This window comes from Micromonospora sp. MW-13 (assembly GCF_003434305.1).
Classification (GTDB): Bacteria; Actinomycetota; Actinomycetes; order Mycobacteriales; family Micromonosporaceae; genus Micromonospora.
On record NZ_QKKX01000064.1, the window covers coordinates 18,095 to 35,950 of the forward strand.

Consider the following 17,856-nt stretch of genomic DNA (forward strand, 5'->3'; position numbering starts at 1 on the left):
CCGGCAGGAACTGCTCGAGCTGCGTCGGGGGCCCGGCCTGCAGAGCAGCCCCCTGCTGCGTCGCCTGGGGCCGCGACTGGCCGACCTGTGCGACATCTCGCCGGCGGAGCCGGACCCGGTGGTACGCGCGAAGGTGCGGGCCACCCTGCTGGCCCTGTCCGCCGACATGCCCACCGACCTGCGTCGGGCCCTCGTGCTGGCGTACGCGCTCGATCCCGAGCACTCCTACCTGCGGCTGGACCGGCGGACGGACCAACTGGCCCGCGAGCTGTCGTGCCAGCAGCGCACGGCGCGCCGCCGGATCGACGAGGCGGTGGCCCGGCTGGTGCGCGCCGCCGTCGCGGACGCCCCGTCCGACACGGGTCCGTCCTGGCACCTGCACGGCATGCACGCGCTGCTACGGCTCGACACGCCGTCACCCGAGCTCTACGAGACGCGGGACGTCGTGGCGATCCGGCCGGTCGGGGAGATCACCGTGCAGTTCAGCCTGCCCAGGCGGCCGGGCGACGACCGCCCGGAGCACGACGTCGCCGTCGACGTTCTCTACGGAGCCCGGATCCGGGAGGTGACCCGGCACAACGAGGGGCAGTTCTTCCGGCTCGTCCTCACCCTGCCCCGGATCCTGGCACCCGGAGAGCGGCACGAGCTGTGCCTGCACTACCGCATTCCGGCGGGCCAGCCGATCCGGGAGCACTACGTCTTCCAGCCGTTGGCGCCGTGCGCCCGCTGCACCGTGCGGTTGCGGTTCCCGCCCGGGGGCGGCCCCGCGCTGGTCTGGCGCCTGGACGGCGTGCCGCCGCGTTCCGTGGACGACCGCGCGCCGGGCGGGGACCGGCTCCGCCCGGACGGCGTCGGCGAGGTGTGGTCGAGCTTCGACGGCCCGCAACAGGGCTACGCGTACGGCGTGGCCTGGGCCGCGGCCGCCGCCGCGGACGGCTGACGGGGCGGCCGGGCGGCGACGACGTGCGGCGGGACGGCGGCGCGGTCCGTCAGATAGGGACGTGGCGAGCTTTCCCACCCGGTCGCGGGCAGCCGGGTCCCATACCCGAGACGTGGTCCGGCGGCCCACGCCACCGCCGAACCCGGCCGAGGGGACGACCGCCCGGTGAACCCCTTCGCGCTGTTCGAGGACGACACGGACGAGCCGGACGAGGTCGAGTTCGTCACCGACACGCACCGGCGCCGGTTCGTTGCCCTGCTGATCGACACCTCACGCTCGATGGGCGCCACCCAGAGCAACGGGGTGGTGGCCATCGACGCGCTCAACCGGGAGTTGGCCCGCTGGCTGCCGACGGTGCGCGCCGAGGGCCGCGGTCCGCTCCGGGACGTCGAGTTCGTGGTCATCACCTTCGGCGCGGGCGGGGTGGGCGTGGTGTCCGGCGACGGCACGCCGTCGGCCGAGGACGGCGGAGCCTTCGTACCCGCGTCGCGGCTGGAGCTGGCGCCGCTGGTGGCCGGGGGCGCGACGCCCATGGTGGAGGCGGTGGAGTTGGCGCTGTCACTCGTGGAGCGGCGGCGGCAGCATGTGCAGACGGTGCACGCCCAGCAGACCGGCGGCCCCCGGCTGATCCTGGTCAGCGACGGCGCGCCGACCGACGCCGAGGGCAACCCTACGGACGGCTGGCGGTCGCTCGCCCGACGGCTGGAACAGTGGCGCTCGACCGGGCGGATGCGGCTGTTCGCGTTCGGCGTGCCGGGCGTCGACGACGAGGTGATGCGGGCACTCGCCACCGCCAGCGGCTACTTCCCACTGGCGGACCTCGACCTGAGGAAGCTGCTCGACCTGATCCTCGTGGCCACGTCCGAACACGTCGACTTCGATCAGGTGCGCAGCCAGGTGTACGGGGACGAGTTCCGGTGAGGACGCGGTGGTCGGTCCTGGCCGGAAGCGTCGCGGGCGGGGCGCACGCCCGCGCCGGGGTGAGCGGCCAGGACGCGTACGCGGTGCGGGAGATCGACGGGCTCCTGCTGCTCGTCGTCGCCGACGGGGCCGGCGGACGCCGCTGCGCCGCGGCCGGCGCGTCGTTGGTCGTCGCGCTGGCGACACAGGTGTTCGTCGCCCTCGTCCGGGACCGGCCGCCGGGGACCGCCGTCGCCTGGTCGGCCCTGCTGGACGCCGCGCGGGACCAGCTGTTCCGGCGGTTCCGGCGGGCGGCGCGGGCCCTGGCGCGGGCCGCCGGTGGGTTCCGTCCCGAGGATCTCGCCACGACGGTGACCGTGGTGGTCGCCCACCCGCCGTGGGTCGGCGTGCTCGCCGTCGGCGACGGTGTGGTCGTGGTCCGCACCGACGGCGACGACCTCGCCCTGCTGGCCGCCCCGCCGGACGTCGCCGGTCGGCCACCCGGCGCGACGGCGCTGCTGCCGACGGCACGGGCCGTGGCGGACACCCGCCGACTGGTCGCGCGGCTGCCCGATCTGACCGGGCTCGCCGTGTGCACCGACGGCCTGGACAGCCTCCTCGTCGAGTACGACGGGACCCGGCCCAGCAGGCCGGGTGCCGCCGCCTTCGGGCAGCTCTTCGCGCTGGCCGAGGTGGCCGACCCGGACCCGACGGCGCTGACCCGGCTGCTCTGCGGCCGGCGGGTCGGCGCGCTCACCGACGACGACCGGACCCTCGTGCTGGCGGTGCCCCGATGAGCCTCGACGTGTGGCTGATCGCCCCGGACGGCCGCCGGTCGGCCGCCACCCTGGGCGCGCCGGTCGGGTCGGCCGGCTCCCAGGGCCGGGTCTTCGGGCTGCGGGATCGGCCGGACACGGTGGTCAAGGTGCTGCACCGCGCGGACCGGGTGCACCTGGCCGACCGGCTGCGGATCATGCTCGCCGACCCGGCCGGATGGGCCGGGGGGTCCGGTCAGCCGCTGGTGGCCTGGCCGAGCGCCGCGGTGCACCGGCGCGACGACGGCCGGCTGCTCGGGTACGCCGCTCCCCGGCTCGCCCACCCGCGCTTCGTCCCGCTGCCGAGCCTGTTCAACCCGGCCGTCCGGGCCCGGATGCTGCCCGGCGCGACGTGGTCCTGGTGGCTGACCGTGGCGGAGGAGTTGGCACGTGTCGTGCACGTCGTGCACCAGCGCGGGCACGTGGTCGGCGACCTCGCACCGGCGAACGTCTTCGTCTCCGCGTCCGGGGGCGTCTGCCTCATCGACGCGGACGGCTGGCAGCTGCGCGACCCGGTGACCGGGGTGGACCTGACCTGCCCGTTCTCCCGGCCCGAGTACACGGCGCCCGAGCACCTGGCCGGGCCGTCGCGCAGCCGGGAGCCGGCCAGTGACCACTGGGCCCTGGCCGTGCTGGTGGCTCAGCTCACCTGCCTCGGCTTCCACCCCTTCGGGGGCGTGCCCCGCGAGACCGCGGGTCCGGTCGAGGAGGTCGACAACGTCCGGCTCCGCCGGTGCCGGCTGCTCGGCGCCGACGTCCGGGTGCCCGCCGCCGCCGTCCCGCCGGAGGCCCTGCCGGCGGTGCTACGCCGCCGGCTCGGCGATGCCCTCGACGCCGGGTACGCCGCGCCCGCCGCCCGTCCCGGCCCGCAGTCCTGGGCGGCGGCCCTCGCGTACGCCAGGGACAGCCTCGCGCCCTGCCCCGCCGTGGCGACCCACGTGTACCCGCGCGAGGCCCGGAACTGCCCCTGGTGCCGGATGGCCGAGGCCGGGGCACCCGACCCGTTCCCCGGAGGTCAGCGATGACGACGACGATCGGGATCAGCCGGGTCGCCGACCGCACCGCCGTGCTCGGTCCCGGTCTGCGCGCGGTCGTCTGGGTCCGGGGCTGCCCGCTGCGCTGCGCGGGTTGCGTCGCGCCCGAGGACCTGCCCTTCACCGGCGGGACCACCCGCACCGTCGACGACCTGGCCGGCTGGCTCGGCGGCCTGCCGCCGGAGACCACCGGCGTGACGTTCTCCGGCGGCGAGCCGATGGCGCAGGCGGCGGGGCTCAGCGCGCTGGTGGACCGGATCCGGGCCGACCGCGACTGGTCGGTGATGTCGTTCAGCGGGTACCCGATCGAGCACCTGCGCCGGCACGGCGACTCCGCCCAGCGGCGGCTGCTGGGGCAGCTCGACATCCTCGTGGACGGTCCCTACGTGGCGGCTCGCCACGCCGACCTGAGGTGGCGCGGCTCCGCGAACCAGCGGTTGCACTTCCTCACCGACCGGCACGCGCCGCCGGACCGGGACGTCTCGGCGGGGATCGAGCTGCACCTGACCGGCGACGGCGTCGAGTGGATCGGTGTTCCGCCGGTCGCCGACTTCCGCGCCGGGTTCGAGGCCGCCATGGCGGCCCGGGGAGTCGTGCTCGCGCCGTCCGACGGTGCCGTGCCGCCGCCCGGCGATCCCGCGCCGCCCGACGAGAGAGGCCGATGATGTCCGGAAGCCCGAAGTACACGACCGTCGCGCTCGACGCCGCCCGCCGGGCCCAGGTGGAGGCCGCCCGGCGGCGGCGCGAGGAGGAACGTCGGCGACGCCGGGAGGAAGCCCGCCGGCGGCGGCTCGACGCCGGCATCGCAGCCGCGACCGCGCGCAGGGACGCCCTGACGGCGCGGCTGCGCCACCTCGCCGACACGTCCCGGGCGCTGCCCCAGGGCGCCGAGGTGACCGCGGAGGCCGCCCGGGTCGCCGCGCTGCCCCGGCCCGCCGACGAGGCCGGGCTCACCCGGGCCGGCGGGGAACTGCGTCGCGCGGAGCGCCGCGCGGACGCGTTGACCGCCGCCGTGGCGGGGGAGCTGACCCGCCGGGAGCACGGCCTCGCCCTGGACCTCGTCCTCGAACCGCTCCGCGAGCTGGTCGACCGCGAACGCCTCGACCCGGCCGGGCACCGGGCCGTCGCGGCGCTGCGGGCCGAGGCGCAGGACCGTACCGGGGACACCCGGCGGTTCGCCGAGACCCACCGGCGGCTCGGCGAGGCCGTCGGGGCGCACCTGGAGACGGTCCGCGACCGGCAGGGCCACGTGCTGCGGCTGGCCACGGAGACCGACGAACTCGCCAGCCGGCTGACCGTCGTGCTGACCGACGCCGAGGTGGCGGGCGTCGCGGTGACCGAGGCGGCCGAGCTGCGCGCCGAGGTGGCCGACCTGCGCGGGGAACGGGACGCCGGGAACCTGAGCCGCTGGGAGCACCGGTTGGCCGGGCTGCGCCGCCGCGTCGAGGCCGTGACGGCCGACGTCGACGCCCGCCTCGACCGGCTGGAGCGGATGGCGGTCATCGTGGAGGCGGCCAGCGCCGCGCTGCCCGCCGCCGGCCTGCGGGTGGTGCCGGGCAGCCTGGCGGAGCGGGACGCGACGGTGGTCTTCGTCGCCCAGCGCGCCGACGGGTCGGCCATCGAGCTCACCGTGCACGCCGATGACGGCCGGGGCAACCGGCTGGAGTACCGCGGCGACGGGGTCGACACGGTCGTGGAGACCTCGCCGGACGGCGCGAGTTCCCGCTGCGACCTGACCGAGGAACTGCTCGAACGCTTCCACGTCCAGCTCGGCCGGCAGGGCGTGGCCGCCGACGGCCTGTACTGGGAGGGCAAACCCGGCAGGCCCAGGCCACCCGCCCGGCAGGCCCAGGAGCGCGCCGGCCACGACGACCGGAGCCGGCAGTGAGCGACGCCTCGGCCGGTCGGCCCACGGCCCGTCCGGCCGCGGCCTGGCTGGAGCGGGTCACCGCGGAGATCGCCCGGGGCCGGCACGTGATCATCCACGGCAACGTCCGTGACCTGGTCCGCTGGGACCGGTCGTTCCAGCCGTTGCGTAACTCGGTCGCCGGGCTGCTGTCGGTCTTCGGCTACCAGCTGACCGGCTACTACGACCTGATCGACGGGTTGAGCTTCGCGGGCCCGGACGACGAGCGGGAGTTCCAGCGGCTGACCGCCGCGGGCGGCGAGCGGCCCGCAGCGCCCGAGCCGCCAGCGTCGACCGGCCGGGCCGGCGCGGTCCGGAACCGGTTCGCCGCCGCGCTGCGCGACGCCCCGGCGCCGACGTTGAGCAACCCGTACGACGCGCTGGCCGCGATCCGCGCGGTGCTGCGGCAGGGCGCCACCTCGTCGGCGTTCATCGTCGACCTGGTCGATCTGATGCTCGCGCCGCCCGACCGCGGCGGGGACGCCGAGCGCCGCCTGTTGGGCACCATGGCAAAGGCGATGACCGAGGCGGCCCAGACCGGCCCGGTGCGCAATCTGCTCGTGCTGGTCGCCGACGACCTGGGCACCCTGCCGGCCTGGCTCTACCGGGACCGGCCGTACGTCCAGGTGATCGAGGCGGCGCTGCCGACCTTCGACGAGCGGCACGTGTACCTGCACCAGCAGGCCCGCCACTTCCACCAGGCGGCCGACGCCCGGCGGGCCTCCGACGACCTGAGGGTGCTGGCCAACCTCAGCGAGGGCATGGCGATCACCGAGCTGGACGGCCTGTGGCGGATGAGCAAGCTCCAGCGCATCCCGCTGGACGAGCCCCGGACGCTGATGAAACGCACCCTCTTCGGCCCCCGGCGCGACCCCTGGCGGCAGGTCCGGGACCGGCTCACCCGGTTCGCCCCCGCGGTCGAGGACCGGGTCGTCGGCCAGCCCGTCGCGGTCGAACGGGTCCGCCGGGCCCTGACGGCCGCCACCGTCGGCATCGACTTCGTGGCCGACCCGCACAGCTCCGAGTCGCGTCCCAAGGGCATCTTCTTCTTCGTCGGGCCCACCGGCGTCGGCAAGACGGAACTCGCCCGGGCCCTGAGCGAGTTCGTCTTCGACGACGAGACCGCGCTGGCCCGGTTCGACATGTCGACGTTCGCCGAGCCGCACTCCGCGGAACGGCTGACCGGAGCGCCGCCCGGGTACGTCGGCCACGAACGCGGCGGGGAGCTGACGAACCGGGTGAGCCAGCGCCCGTTCAGCGTGCTGCTCTTCGACGAGATCGAGAAGGCACACGCCTCGGTGTTCGACAAGTTCCTCCAGGTGCTCGACGACGGTCGGCTCACCGACGCGTTGGGCAACACCGCCTACTTCTCCGAGACGATCATCATCTTCACGTCGAACCTGGGGGCCGCCGAGACGTACGGCTGGCTGGACGGCGGTGAACTGCCCGACTACGACACGGTCACCGCGCACTTCGAACGCGCCGTGCGCGAGCACTTCACCACCAGGCTCGGGCGGCCTGAGCTGCTCGGCCGGCTGGGCGGCGGGATCACCGTCTTCGACATCCTGCGACCGGAGTTCGTCGATCGCATCGTCCGCAAGCTGCTGGCGCAGCTCACCGCCAGCGCCGGCCGGCAGGGCGTGCGGCTGACCGTCGACGAGGAGGCCGTCGTGCTGCGGGTGCAGGAGGTGATGCGCCGGCCGGAGGCGCTGCGGCTCGGGGTGCGCAGCATCCGCGACGTCCTGGACCGCCTGGTGCGGGACCCCCTGGTGGGGCACGTCTTCGACCATCCCGGGCAGGTGTCCCTGCACCTGTCGGTCGGGCCGCGCGGCACGGTCATCCGCGGCGCCTGAAACGGGTCGGTGCTACGCCCGTGCCCCGTCGCGCAGCGCCGTCAGGAGCGCGACGAAGGCGTCGACTCCCCACTGCCACGCCGCGCCGACCGCGTCGGTCAGGCCGGCGGCGAGCAGGCCGGCGACCAGCACGCCGACCAGGGCGACGAGGATCGCCAGCCGCGCGGCGCGGTGGGCCGGTGGGAGCTGCTGTGGTCCGCCGTCAGTCAAGGCCGCCCCATTCCCGCGTCAGGATCCAACTCGCCGGCCCGGCACCGCCCTCCCGGTCCTGACGTCGCCCGGAGACCAGGAAGTAGGCCACCTCACCGAAGTCGCGCTCGGCGGCCAGGACGAGGTTGCCGAGCCCGACGTCCACCAGCCACGCCCGCACCCCGTCCGGCCCCCCCGGGCCGGCCGACAGCTTCTCCAGCAGGTCCGCCTTGGACACGACGAAGACCAGCCGTCGCCGGCCGGTGCGGACCCCGTAGTCCTGCAAGCGCTGTACGGTGGCGTTGTACGCGTCCTCCGGGTCGTGGCTCGCCGGGTTGGCCGCGGCGAAGACGTCCGGTGCGCCCTCGGCGTGCTCGTCGCGCAGCCGCCGTACCGAGAACGGGTCGAGGACGTAGACCAGCGAGCGGGCGTGGTCGAGGTAGGCCAGCCGGGCGTTCTGTTCCCGGTCGACGAGGTCCTCGCCGGCCGCGTCGAACAGGTGCACCAGCGCGACGCGCGAGCGGCGGGCCAGCCGGAGCGTGACGGCGACGGGGGGGCTGCCGGCCTCCGTCTTCGCCGGTGACCCGCCGTCGCGCAGGAGCCGGTCGTACACCTCGTAGCGCTGCCGGTCGCGCTCGTCCGGCAGGGAGACCTCGGCGCCGGCGTCCTCGCCCGCGCGGTGCAGTCCCACCAGCGCCGACATGATCAGTTGGGTCTTGCCGGCCGACGCCGCGCCGAACACGGGCATCCGGACGTCCGTGACCACCCCGGCGCCCGGCAGCAGGGCCTCTCCGCAGCTCGGGCAGCGCGCCTCCAGTAGGCGGCTGGAGGCGGTGCGCAGGACGGTGGTCGGCAGCCGCCGACCGCAGCCGCACCGCCGCCAGAGCACGCCGAGCCGGCCGGGCCGCAGGTCCCGGTGCAGGTCGTCCCCGGCCAGCCGGTCGGCGACCGGGTGCGGCCCGAGGCACCGGTACGCGGGCACGGCCGCCAACTGGTAGCAGTGCCGGCAACTGGCCCGGGAGTTCGACATCGCCTGCCAGCCCGCGTCCGCCCCGCGCAGCAGGTGGACCACGGCCCCGCCGACCAGCCAACCCCCCGCCGCGACGACCGCCGTGACCAGCGCGACGCCCAGGACCCCGGCGGCGGCGCCCAGCGACACGCCGAGCTGGACCGCGACGACCGGCACGTACAGCGGCCACCAGGCCCGGTGGGCCCGCACCCACGGCAGCGGCCGGGTCCAGACGAGACCGGTGATCGCGAGGGCCCGGTCCGCCACGGCGCGGACGTCGAGCAGCACCTGGGCGGCGAAGTACTGCGGCCAGGCCCGGTCGCGGCGGACGAAGGCCGGCGCCACCCGCCCCGGCAGGCCGCCCCGGCGGACCTGATCGGGAGTGCGCACGCGGGCCCAGGACGCCCGGCCGAGCAGGACGACGCCGGCGAGTGCGAGCGCGACGGCCAGGCCGACGACCAGGGCGGCGGCAGCCCCGACGACGGCCAGCGGCATGGAGACGTAGATCACGCACACCGCGCAGACCCACGCGTAGATGAGGTATCCGACGTACCGCATCGGTCACCGGCGTCCGAACGGGTGGGTCATGCGGTAGCGGCGGCGCCGGTGCCGGTACGCCTCGACGTGTCGCTGCCAGCCGTCGCGCCAGGCGCTGTCGAGATGCGCGAAGTGCCGGCCGGCGCGGTCGATCTGCTCGTCCCGGGCCTGGGTCAGCCAGCGTCCGAGGGCTTGTTCGAGCTGCTCCGCCTGCGCGGCCGGAGGCGGGCCCGCGCCCGCGAGCAGGTAGTAGGACAGGACGGCGGGCGGCACGGCGTCCTCGTGGTGCAGCGTCTCGGCCAGCCGGGTGACGAGGGGCACCAGCAGGGTCGGGTGCCGGTCGAGCACCGCGTCCAGGGGCTGGAAGGCGACCAGCCGCGCCAGCACCGAGGCGACGTCGGCCTGCCGCATCTCCACGAGGCGGGGCGAGCACCCGCGCAGGCGCCGCAGCAGCGTCGCGGCGCGCTCACCGTCCGGGACCCGGCGCAACTCGGCGACGACGGCGGTCAGGGTGTCGTCGTCCGCCAGTTCCCCGCGCACCTGCGGGGTGGCCGTCATCAGCCCCTGGGCGAGCAGCGCCCGGCAGAGGTCGAGCAGCCGTGGGGTCGGCGGCGCGCTGCCGGTGACCTGCGCGACGAGCCGCCGGAACACCCACGCGCCCGGCCGGGCGCCCGCCGGCGCGAGGTCCCGCACCAGTTCCAGCTCGGCGGTCGTGGGCGGGGCCTGGCCCCACAACGCCCCCACCGTCCAGGAGAACCACCCGGGGTCGTGCCGGGCCTCGCGGAGGTGGCGCTCGACGACGGTGGCCCGGTTCTCGCCGCGCCGCACCGTCGCGCCCAGCACCGCCTCCGCCAGTTGCGGCGGCAACGTGCCGACGTGGGGGAGCAGCGGCTCCCGCCAGGTGTCGCCGATCTCGGCCTGGGCCGCCTCGCCGAGCAGGGCGCGTTCGCCCAGCAGGGCGATGAGCCGGTCGTGCAACATGCCGGCGCACGGCCAGCCGCGAGGGCGGACCGCCCGGGGATGGTCCGCCCAGTACCCGACGAACGGCTCGGCGGCGTCCTGGATGTCGTCCCACCGCACGTCGACCCGGAACCGGGTGGCCACCCGCAGCAGGGCGGCGAACCGCAGCGGCGGCACCCCCGAGGTGAGGGCCTCGGTGAGAATCTGCCGAGCCTGGTCGTCGTGGTCCGCGTTCCACTCGCCGTTCGGCAGCGCGGGCAGTGGCCGATCCGTCACCACGCCCCGGGTCCGCGCGGCCTCGACCTCGCTGATCATGAGAGCGAGCCGGACCTCGGCGGCCCGACCGGGCACGAGGCCGTCGCAGCCGACCTCGTCGAGCAGCACCAGCACCTCCTGCGGCCACCGCTCGGGGGTCTCGGCGAACAGGTCGGCGACGTCGACGCCGTACGCGCGGCGCATCCCCGCCGGCCCGGTGCGCAACCAGCCCACGATGGCCTCGGCGTGCCGGGGGTCCGGTCGGCGGTGCAGGATGGCGGCCAGCCCGAGCGCGGCGGCGGCCTCGTCCGGCTGCCCGCCGCCGCCGGTGATCCCGGACTCGGTCGCGACGTGCAGGGCGTCCACCACGTCCCGGGGGTCCTCCGTCAGGAACAGGTCCACCCAGCGGCGGGCGGCGGCGGTCGGCGCGACCGGGGTGTGCGCGTGCCGGCAGAGGTCGAACACCACGTAGCCGAGTTCGTTGTCGACCCGGCCGGCCGAGCCGGCGAACTCCGGCAGCACCGCGACGATCGGCAGCGCGGAACGCGCCGGGTCGGTCGAGAACACCTTGAACCCCAACTCCAGCGCCCGCTCACGCGGCACGAGGAGGGTACCCGCGACGATCCACGACACGACCGACGCCGCGTCGTCGCCGACGAAGAGCACCCGGCGCCGGCCGGGCTGCCCGGCCTCGCCGAGGGCGCAGACCAGGGCGAGCAGCGTCACCGGCCCGTCCGGCTGGGCGAGCACGAAGTCCCGCGCGTGGGCGGGGGAGAGGGCGGCCCCCACCCCGTCGGTGAGCTCCACCGGCGCGCTGCGGGTCGTCGGCGCCAGCTCGGTCGACCAGAACGGCGCGCGGAACAGCTGCGCCGGCCGCAGGTCGTCGTAGCTGGCGGGGTCGGTGGTGACGATGGCGTGGGTGAGCTGGTTGCCCTCCCGGGTGCCGTTGGCCTCGCGACCCAGGTAGACCCCCGACGCCGTGGCCAGGAGGCCGCCGGACCGGATGTGCGCGAACGAGGGCGGGTACTGCGCGACGGGCCGTCGGTCGGCCATCCACGGCGACGGCGGCTCGTAGAGCAGGTTGTTCCTGACCAGGTCCTCCCCCGCGGCGGCCTCGTCGGAGGACCGGGCCTGGAACTGCAACCCCGCGCCGCCCTTGAGCCCCTGCCCCGGGCGGCAGTCGGTGTAGACCAACGTCTCGAACCGACCTGTCATCGGGCGGTCCTGGTGCGCGGCACCACGTTGAACTCGCTGAGCAGCCACAGCAGCGGCTCGTCCACCCGGAACGGCTGGACCCCGCGCGCGTCGACCCTGTTCTCGTCGTAGTCCGGCTCGGCCCCGAGGGCCGAGACGGTGAAGTAGCGGAAGTTGCGGTAGTTGAGGGTGAGGTGGGTGTCGATGTCGTCCGCCCCCCATTCGTGCAGCAACGCGCGGACGTGCTCGTGGGTGACCCGCCCGGCCTGCTCGTCGTAGCGGGGACCGGGCACCGGACGGCGGACCAGGGGATGGTCCGGGCCCAGCACGTCGAAGAACGCGTCGATCTTCGCGAACGCCACCGCCACCGGGATCGTGATGTTCCGGCGGCCACCGAGCCGGTGGCTGATCCGCAGGTTCTCGGTCACCCGGCTGACCACGTCGACGGTGCTGGCGTGCGTGTCGACCGCCGACGCCGGCAGCCGGATCCGGTCCCGCGCCTGCGGGATCATGAACGGGTCGAGCAGCAGGATGAGGGCGTCGGCCGCGCCGAGGTAGCGCAGGTTGTCGACCGTGTCCTGGTCGATCAGGTCCTCCCCGGCGGTGTCGAAGAAGGACAGGAAGGTGGTCTCGTAGCCGGTGATCCCGCGGTTCTGTCGCCAGGCGAACACGATCGGCTCGCGCCGGCCGAACTCCGCCTGGCCGGTGCGCTGGTAGAGCCCGCCGTCGGGGAAGAGCTCGCCGGCCGGGTCGAGGAAGTCCCGGCCGCCGCCGGTCTCGGCCCGGAACTGGCTGTCGCCGACGAGCCGGACGTCGGCGCCGAAGCGCTGCCCCATGCCGTGTCGCAACTGGTACGACAGCACCTTGAGGTACACGCTCTTGCCGGTGTGCCGCGCGCCCGCCATGGCGATGAGCGGGCTGCGCCCCTCGCCGAACGTCGCCGGCAGCCGGCTGTGGCAGGTCGGGCAGACCTTCACCGCGGACTCGGCGCCGCAGTGCGGGCACGTCGAGGCGGTCACCGCCCGCAGGGCGCGACGGGGCCCCGGGAACGACGGCAGCACCAGTTCCTTGATGCCGATCTCCCGGTCCCTGGCCTCGTCCCACTGGGGCTTACAGGGGTCGTTGCCCGGCGACCGGCGCCCCGTGCACCGGAACCACGGCGCCCGCAGGTCGATCTTGGCGTAGCAGTACGGGCAGGAGGGGGTGGTCATGTCAGGACACCTTCATCTCGTGGATCGGGTCGGTGACCCGGGCCCCGCTGGGCTGGATCACGAAGCACCGCAGCCAGTACGGCCTGGCCAGGCCGGAGGGCATCGCGAAGGGCATCTGCCACGGCGCGTCCGGCTGGAGGCAGAGACCGGTCACCCGGGCCACCACGGTGCCCTGCTCCGGTCGTACCGGCATGGCCAGGCCGGACGCGGCCACGAGGATCAGCTCCACCCCCTCGCACGGCTGGTCGACGTCGACGCTCAGCAGCCGCTTGCGGCTGAAGGGCCCGCCGGTGCGCTGGAGGTGGTACCCGATCGCCACGGGAACGCGGTCGACCGGCACGGACTCGGGCACGGAGAACGTCTCCCCGGCCGGGCCGCGCTCGACCGTCCGGACGGAGACCCGGCCGCCGGCGGAGGGGACCGGGATGCGGCAGCCCGACTCGGTGAACTGCCCACGGGTCAGTCGCCGGACCACCGGCGGGCCGTGCGGCGCCGTGAACGTGACCTCCGCCAGGTTCACCGAGGACGGCCACACCCAGGCGACGTTGACCTCGTCCCCGGTGCGGCGGGCGACGAGCTGCCGGACCGGTTCGGTCACCCCGAGCAGGACCGGCTCGCCCACCACGGCGGTACCGGTCGCCGCGTCGACGGTGAACGGCACGTACACGAACCGCCCGCTCGGGACGGTCACCTCCAGCAGGGTCTCCGCCCCCTGCTCCAGCCGGTCGCTGACCAGCGCCTCGCCGTACCCCTCCAGCTCCTCGCGGCGGATCCGCGCTCCCGCCGACCACGACGGGGGCAGCTCCGACCTGCGGACCGACACCGTGCCACCGGTGGGGGTGAGCCAGGCGAGGTGGACGGTCGCGGTCTGCGCGTCGACCGCGGTGACGTGGGCCCGCAGCCGCTCCACGTGCGGCGGGGCCGTGTCGCGCAGCGCCGCGTGGGCCACCACGAGCGGCGAGGCGACCTCCTCGCCGTGTTCGTCGCGGTACACCGTGACGATGCCGTAGTACCGGTCGGTCCTGCCGTCGCCGGTGTCGTCCGAGAGGCCGGTGCGGCCCGCGGCCACCGGCTCCCCGTCCTGCGGGGAGACCGGCGGCCGGCCGAGGGTGCGCCGCACCCGCACGCCCGCCGCGGCCGGGTGCGCCCGCCAGGCGCAGGAGATCTCGTCGGGGCGCACCCACACCTGCACGGCCACCACGGGCGGCACCACCAGGGTCCGCACCGTCGCCGGTCGGGACCAGTCCCCGCCGGTGCTGGCGAAGACGCCGTAGTGCAGGGGCCGGGCGGGCGGCGGGGCCCCGTCCGTCGCTTCCGTCAGGGGGCCCTCGGCGACCACCTCGCCGTCCGCGGACGAGCGGGGCGGCCGGTCGGCGCGGACCACCCGGTAGCGCACCTCCGCCGCCGGGGTGGGCGGCGCCGTCCAGGTCAGGCGGACACCGGTATCCACGGCCCGCGCCGACAGGTCGCGCGGGGGCGGCGGCGCGAGCGCGCCCAGCCGGTCGGCGAGACCGTCGTCGTCACCGGCGATGCGCAGGGCCGAGCGCAGCAGCCGGGCCGCCTCCTCCTCGCGTTCCGTGCGGGCCGCCTCGTCGGCCGCCCGCCGTAGCGCCTCGACCTCGCCCAGCAGGGCGTCGACCTGACCGCGCAGCTCGTCGCGGTGCGGGTCGTCGGCCGGCAGCACCGCCAGGGCCTGCCGGGCCGCGAGAAGCCGCCCGTCGGCGACCAGGTCACGGATCCTGTCCGCCGGGCTGGCCTCGGGGTCCGCGTCGACCGGCAGGCTGGCGACCACCGACTGGGCGTCGCCCTGCGCCAACCCGGCGTCGGTGGCGATCGGCACCAGCATGCCGTCCGCGATTCCCCTGGCCCGTCCGGCCCGGAGCCGCTCGACGACCTGGAACACCGCGAGCGCCCGCAGGTCCACGCCGTCGCTGACGGCCCGCTCCAGCAGACCCAGGGCCTCCTTGCGGGTCCGGACCGCGGTGGTGTCGGCCAACCGGTTCGCCTCCTCAGCGCGGGCGCGCACCGTGGCCGCGTCGAGCGCCACCGCGTCCGGGCCGAGCAGCCGGAACGGCGCGCCGTCGGGGTGCACCACCTGGACGACGGTGGGCACGCCGATCAGGTCCTGGAGCCGGACCAGCGCGCGGTACGCCGTGCGTTCCATGCCGGAGCCGGTCGGCAGCTCGACCGGATCCACCACCGCCAGGCCGGCGCGCCGGACCGCCTCGTCGACCTGACCCGGGTCCAGGCCCGGCCAGTGCCCGGCGATCTCCTTGAGCTGGCCCTGGGTGATCCGGCCCAGCGCGCCGTACGCCCGGGCGAGGTCCCGGGCGAAGCGCTCGGACTCGGCGCGGGACCCGCGGTCGTGCTCCTCGATCCGCTCCCGCCACCACCGTGGCTCGAACATGTCCTCGCCGTGCTCGGCGCGCAGTTGCTCGTCCCGACTGAACAGCTGCGCGCAGACCCGGGCCCCCGCGTCGACGCCGCCGGAACGCTGGTTCCACAGCCGCCGGATCGTCGTCAGGTGCTCGCGGAGCTGTGTCGAGGACATGTCCGGGGTGACCGCGTAGTGCCGGGCCAGGTCCGTGGGCGACAGCCCGCCGGGCTGGTCGCGCAGCGGCATGATCACGTCCCGCAGGTACGCGCGCTGGTCGAACGCCATCAGCTCAGCCCCGCACCGTGAGCGCCGCGACGACCTCCCGGGCCTGGTGCACCTCGTCCTCGCTGAGCACGCTGACCTGGACCTCGATGGTGAGTTCCTGCCCGGAGCCCGGCTCCACCGCGTGCAGCCTCAGCTCTCCCCCCACGCTCACGCCCATGCTGATGGCGACGGGTGAGTGCCTCGGCAGCGGGGGCAGGCCGCCGATGACGCCCGCGCCCCTGTCCACCGGCTTGTTCGCCGCCAGGTCGGGGCTCTCGGCGGCGCCGGCCTGCTCGTAGATCTCGATCCGCACGGCGGTCTGGCCGTCCTCGATGGTGCGGGCGTCCAGCTCGCGGCCCTCGATGGGCAGCGCCTCGTTCGCGTGGATGAGGTGCTCGACGTACATCCTGTCCGGCTGCGACCGCCAGTCGGGCGCCGAGGTGTCCTGCAGCTTCACGCCGAAGGACTTCGGCAGGACGGTGACGATCCGCCTGCTGGCGCTGGCGGCCAGCGACTCCTCGTCCACCCCGAGCGCCAGCGCCAGCGCCGACGCCCGCTCCTGCTTCTCCTCGGCGGTCGGCGCCGCGCCCTGCCCGTCCCACGCCCACAGCGCCCGGCTGAGCGCGAAGCGGGCCGCGCCCTTGGCCACCGCCAGGTCGGGGTCGTGCAGGCGCGGCGTCCAACCCCACTTCTCGGTCAGTCGCCGGGCCACGGCCGGCATCTTGCTGGAGCCCCCGACCAGCAGCACCTCGTCGATGGCCGCCGCCGGCTCGGCGATCCCCAGCTTGTCGCCCAGCGTGTGCAGGGTGCGCTCGGTGTACTCGACGGTCCGGTCGAGCAGGTCCCGCGTGACCTCCTCGAACGTCTCCCGGGTGACCTCCACGGACGTGGACGCGCCCGCGTAGCGCATCGGTACCCGGCGCGACGTCACGGTCGACAGTTGCCGCTTGACCTCCTCCGCGGTCAGCGCGAGGTCCTGCATGAACTCCTCGTCCAGGGTCGGGTCGTCGGCCGGCCCGGCGTGGCCCACGAACTCGTCGACCAGGTACTGGACCAGGCGCGCGTCCCAGTCGGCGCCGCCGAGCTGCTGGTCGCCGTCGGTGCAGAGCACCTCGACGGTGTCCGCGTCGATCCGGATGACCGTGGTGTCGAAGGTGCCGCCGCCCAGGTCGTACACCAGCACCGTCCGGGTGGTCTCGCCGTCGAGGTCGTACTGCAGGGCGGCGGCGACCGGCTCGGGCACGACCTCGACGACGTCCAGGCCGGCGATCCTGCCGGCGTTGCGGGTGGCGTCCCGCTCCAGCAGGCCGAAGTACGCCGGCACGGTGATCACCACCTGGCGCACCGGACGCTTCGTGTAGTACTCGGCGTCCTGGGCAAGCTGCTTGAGGATCAGCGCGGAGATCGACTCAGGGGTGTACGTGGTGCCGTCGAACTCCCACTGCGCCTCCCTGCCCATGCTCCGCTTGACCCGTTCGACCACCCGGGACGGGTAGAGCCGGGACACGTTCTTGGCGGCCTCGCCCACCACCACCTCGCCGCTGCCCTCCTCGAAGTAGACGACCGACGGGGTGGTCTCGTTGTTGGTGATGACGTTGCGGACGACGGCGGGCCGGCCGGTCTCGTCGATGTACGACACGACCGAGTACGTCGTACCCAGGTCGATGCCGAAGAAGGTCAGGTTCTCGTCCGACATGGTGCTCCTGTCCGCTGGTCCGCTCGGGCTGTCACGGGTTGGGCGTGGGGTGGGTGGTGCTCGCGGGCTCCGGCCCGGTTGCGGCCGGGGCGGGATCCGGGTCGGGGAGCCAGCGGTGGACCCGGACCGCGGCGGGCACGACCGTGCGTCCGGCCTCGACGTCGTGATAGCCGTCCAGGACGACCTCGGCGACGGTCGCCTCCTGGCCGGGGTCGACGGCCGGCACCGTCCCGGTGGCCCGCTGCGTCGCCGGGTCGAACGCGGCGCCGGGCACCGGGGCCAGCACGGTGACACCACCCCGTTCGAGGGTCAGCTCAAGGCTGGCGGCATAGCTGCGCAGCATGTCCGCCGCCGCGGCGGCGTCGAACCCGGCGGGCAGTCCCGCGGCGGTGCGTAGCAGGTCGTGGCGCAGCCGCTGGAGGTCGGTCAGCAACGGGCGGAGCAGAAGCAGCCGTTCGCCGGCCCGCAGGCGCTGGTTCTCCTCGTGCAGCCGGTCGATGACCTGCTCGCGGGCCGCCGCGCGGTGGTGTTCGCGGGCGACCTCGGCCCGCAGCCCGGCGAGTTCGTCGCCCAGCCGCTGCGCCAGTTCGTCCAGCCGGTCCGGGCCCGTGGCGGGCTCCGGGGCGATCGCCTGCGGGCCCGTCGTCCCGACGGCGGGTTCCTCCTCGGCGGGACCCTGCGGTTCCTCGTGCACCCCGTGCTCCCTCCCTGGTCCC

The 17,856-nt window shown here is 75.4% G+C and carries 14 protein-coding genes; 7 read left to right on the forward strand and 7 right to left on the reverse strand.

Annotated features, from left to right (window positions below; translation table 11 throughout):
• Positions 1-118 precede the first annotated feature (118 nt).
• From C5N14_RS26965 to C5N14_RS33435, 7 genes are all read left to right on the forward strand, one after another.
• Positions 119-940: a hypothetical protein gene (locus C5N14_RS26965; protein WP_117672008.1), complete on the forward strand. Its 822-nt coding sequence runs from the start codon at positions 119-121 to the stop codon at positions 938-940.
• Positions 941-1,105: 165 nt separating this feature from the next.
• Positions 1,106-1,861 carry a hypothetical protein gene (locus tag C5N14_RS32410; RefSeq protein ID WP_165878234.1) on the forward strand — a complete coding sequence of 252 codons (756 nt, stop codon included), beginning with the start codon at positions 1,106-1,108 and terminating at the stop codon, positions 1,859-1,861.
• Positions 1,858-2,637, forward strand: a complete 780-nt coding sequence (locus tag C5N14_RS26970; protein WP_165878235.1) for a protein phosphatase 2C domain-containing protein — start codon at positions 1,858-1,860, stop codon at positions 2,635-2,637. Before C5N14_RS32410 ends, C5N14_RS26970 begins: the two co-directional genes overlap by 4 nt.
• The gene (locus tag C5N14_RS26975) at positions 2,634-3,680 is read left to right on the forward strand and encodes a hypothetical protein (protein ID WP_117672010.1); all 1,047 of its coding nucleotides are present in this window, start codon (positions 2,634-2,636) and stop codon (positions 3,678-3,680) included. The genes C5N14_RS26970 and C5N14_RS26975 overlap by 4 nt, the downstream gene beginning before the upstream one ends.
• Positions 3,677-4,354: a 4Fe-4S single cluster domain-containing protein gene (locus C5N14_RS26980; RefSeq protein ID WP_117672012.1), complete on the forward strand. Its 678-nt coding sequence runs from the start codon at positions 3,677-3,679 to the stop codon at positions 4,352-4,354. Before C5N14_RS26975 ends, C5N14_RS26980 begins: the two co-directional genes overlap by 4 nt.
• Positions 4,354-5,577 (forward strand): hypothetical protein, encoded by a 1,224-nt coding sequence (locus C5N14_RS26985; RefSeq protein WP_117672014.1) that lies wholly within the window; start codon positions 4,354-4,356, stop codon positions 5,575-5,577. Before C5N14_RS26980 ends, C5N14_RS26985 begins: the two co-directional genes overlap by 1 nt.
• A complete protein-coding gene (locus C5N14_RS33435; protein WP_117672016.1) occupies positions 5,574-7,448 on the forward strand; it encodes an AAA family ATPase in 1,875 nt (624 codons plus the stop codon). Before C5N14_RS26985 ends, C5N14_RS33435 begins: the two co-directional genes overlap by 4 nt.
• Before the next feature lie 12 nt (positions 7,449-7,460).
• On the opposite strand, the gene C5N14_RS26995 is transcribed toward C5N14_RS33435, so the two are convergent.
• Genes C5N14_RS26995 through grpE form a run of 7 tightly spaced genes read right to left on the reverse strand, consistent with a single transcriptional unit; the run spans position 7,461 to position 17,834 of the window.
• Positions 7,461-7,658, reverse strand: a complete 198-nt coding sequence (locus C5N14_RS26995) for a hypothetical protein (protein ID WP_117672018.1) — start codon at positions 7,656-7,658, stop codon at positions 7,461-7,463.
• The gene (locus C5N14_RS34010) at positions 7,651-9,204 is read right to left on the reverse strand and encodes a hypothetical protein (protein WP_117672019.1); all 1,554 of its coding nucleotides are present in this window, start codon (positions 9,202-9,204) and stop codon (positions 7,651-7,653) included. Before C5N14_RS34010 ends, C5N14_RS26995 begins: the two co-directional genes overlap by 8 nt.
• Before the next feature lie 3 nt (positions 9,205-9,207).
• The gene (locus C5N14_RS27005) at positions 9,208-11,613 is read right to left on the reverse strand and encodes a GTPase-associated protein 1-related protein (RefSeq protein ID WP_117672021.1); all 2,406 of its coding nucleotides are present in this window, start codon (positions 11,611-11,613) and stop codon (positions 9,208-9,210) included.
• Positions 11,610-12,803 (reverse strand): hypothetical protein, encoded by a 1,194-nt coding sequence (locus C5N14_RS27010; RefSeq protein ID WP_207892882.1) that lies wholly within the window; start codon positions 12,801-12,803, stop codon positions 11,610-11,612. Before C5N14_RS27010 ends, C5N14_RS27005 begins: the two co-directional genes overlap by 4 nt.
• Before the next feature lies 1 nt (position 12,804).
• Positions 12,805-15,465, reverse strand: coding sequence for a fibronectin type III domain-containing protein (locus tag C5N14_RS27015; protein ID WP_117672023.1), 2,661 nt, complete (start codon positions 15,463-15,465; stop codon positions 12,805-12,807).
• 4 nt (positions 15,466-15,469) lie between these two features.
• Positions 15,470-17,140: an Hsp70 family protein gene (locus C5N14_RS27020; RefSeq protein ID WP_117672025.1), complete on the reverse strand. Its 1,671-nt coding sequence runs from the start codon at positions 17,138-17,140 to the stop codon at positions 15,470-15,472.
• 31 nt (positions 17,141-17,171) lie between these two features.
• Positions 17,172-17,834, reverse strand: coding sequence for a nucleotide exchange factor GrpE (grpE, locus tag C5N14_RS27025; RefSeq protein WP_117672027.1), 663 nt, complete (start codon positions 17,832-17,834; stop codon positions 17,172-17,174).
• Positions 17,835-17,856: the final 22 nt, after the last annotated feature.

Excerpts from the sequence above, each read along its gene's own strand:
- C5N14_RS26980 (WP_117672012.1), top strand. The coding sequence starts at position 3,677 with ATGACGACGACGATCGGGATCAGCCGGGTCGCCGACCGCACCGCCGTG.
- C5N14_RS34010 (WP_117672019.1), bottom strand. The coding sequence starts at position 9,204 with ATGCGGTACGTCGGATACCTCATCTACGCGTGGGTCTGCGCGGTGTGC.
- C5N14_RS26975 (WP_117672010.1), top strand. The coding sequence starts at position 2,634 with ATGAGCCTCGACGTGTGGCTGATCGCCCCGGACGGCCGCCGGTCGGCC.
- C5N14_RS27005 (WP_117672021.1), bottom strand. The coding sequence starts at position 11,613 with ATGACAGGTCGGTTCGAGACGTTGGTCTACACCGACTGCCGCCCGGGG.
- C5N14_RS27015 (WP_117672023.1), bottom strand. The coding sequence starts at position 15,465 with ATGGCGTTCGACCAGCGCGCGTACCTGCGGGACGTGATCATGCCGCTG.
- C5N14_RS27020 (WP_117672025.1), bottom strand. The coding sequence starts at position 17,140 with ATGTCGGACGAGAACCTGACCTTCTTCGGCATCGACCTGGGTACGACG.
- C5N14_RS26985 (WP_117672014.1), top strand. The coding sequence starts at position 4,354 with ATGTCCGGAAGCCCGAAGTACACGACCGTCGCGCTCGACGCCGCCCGC.
- C5N14_RS27010 (WP_207892882.1), bottom strand. The coding sequence starts at position 12,803 with ATGACCACCCCCTCCTGCCCGTACTGCTACGCCAAGATCGACCTGCGG.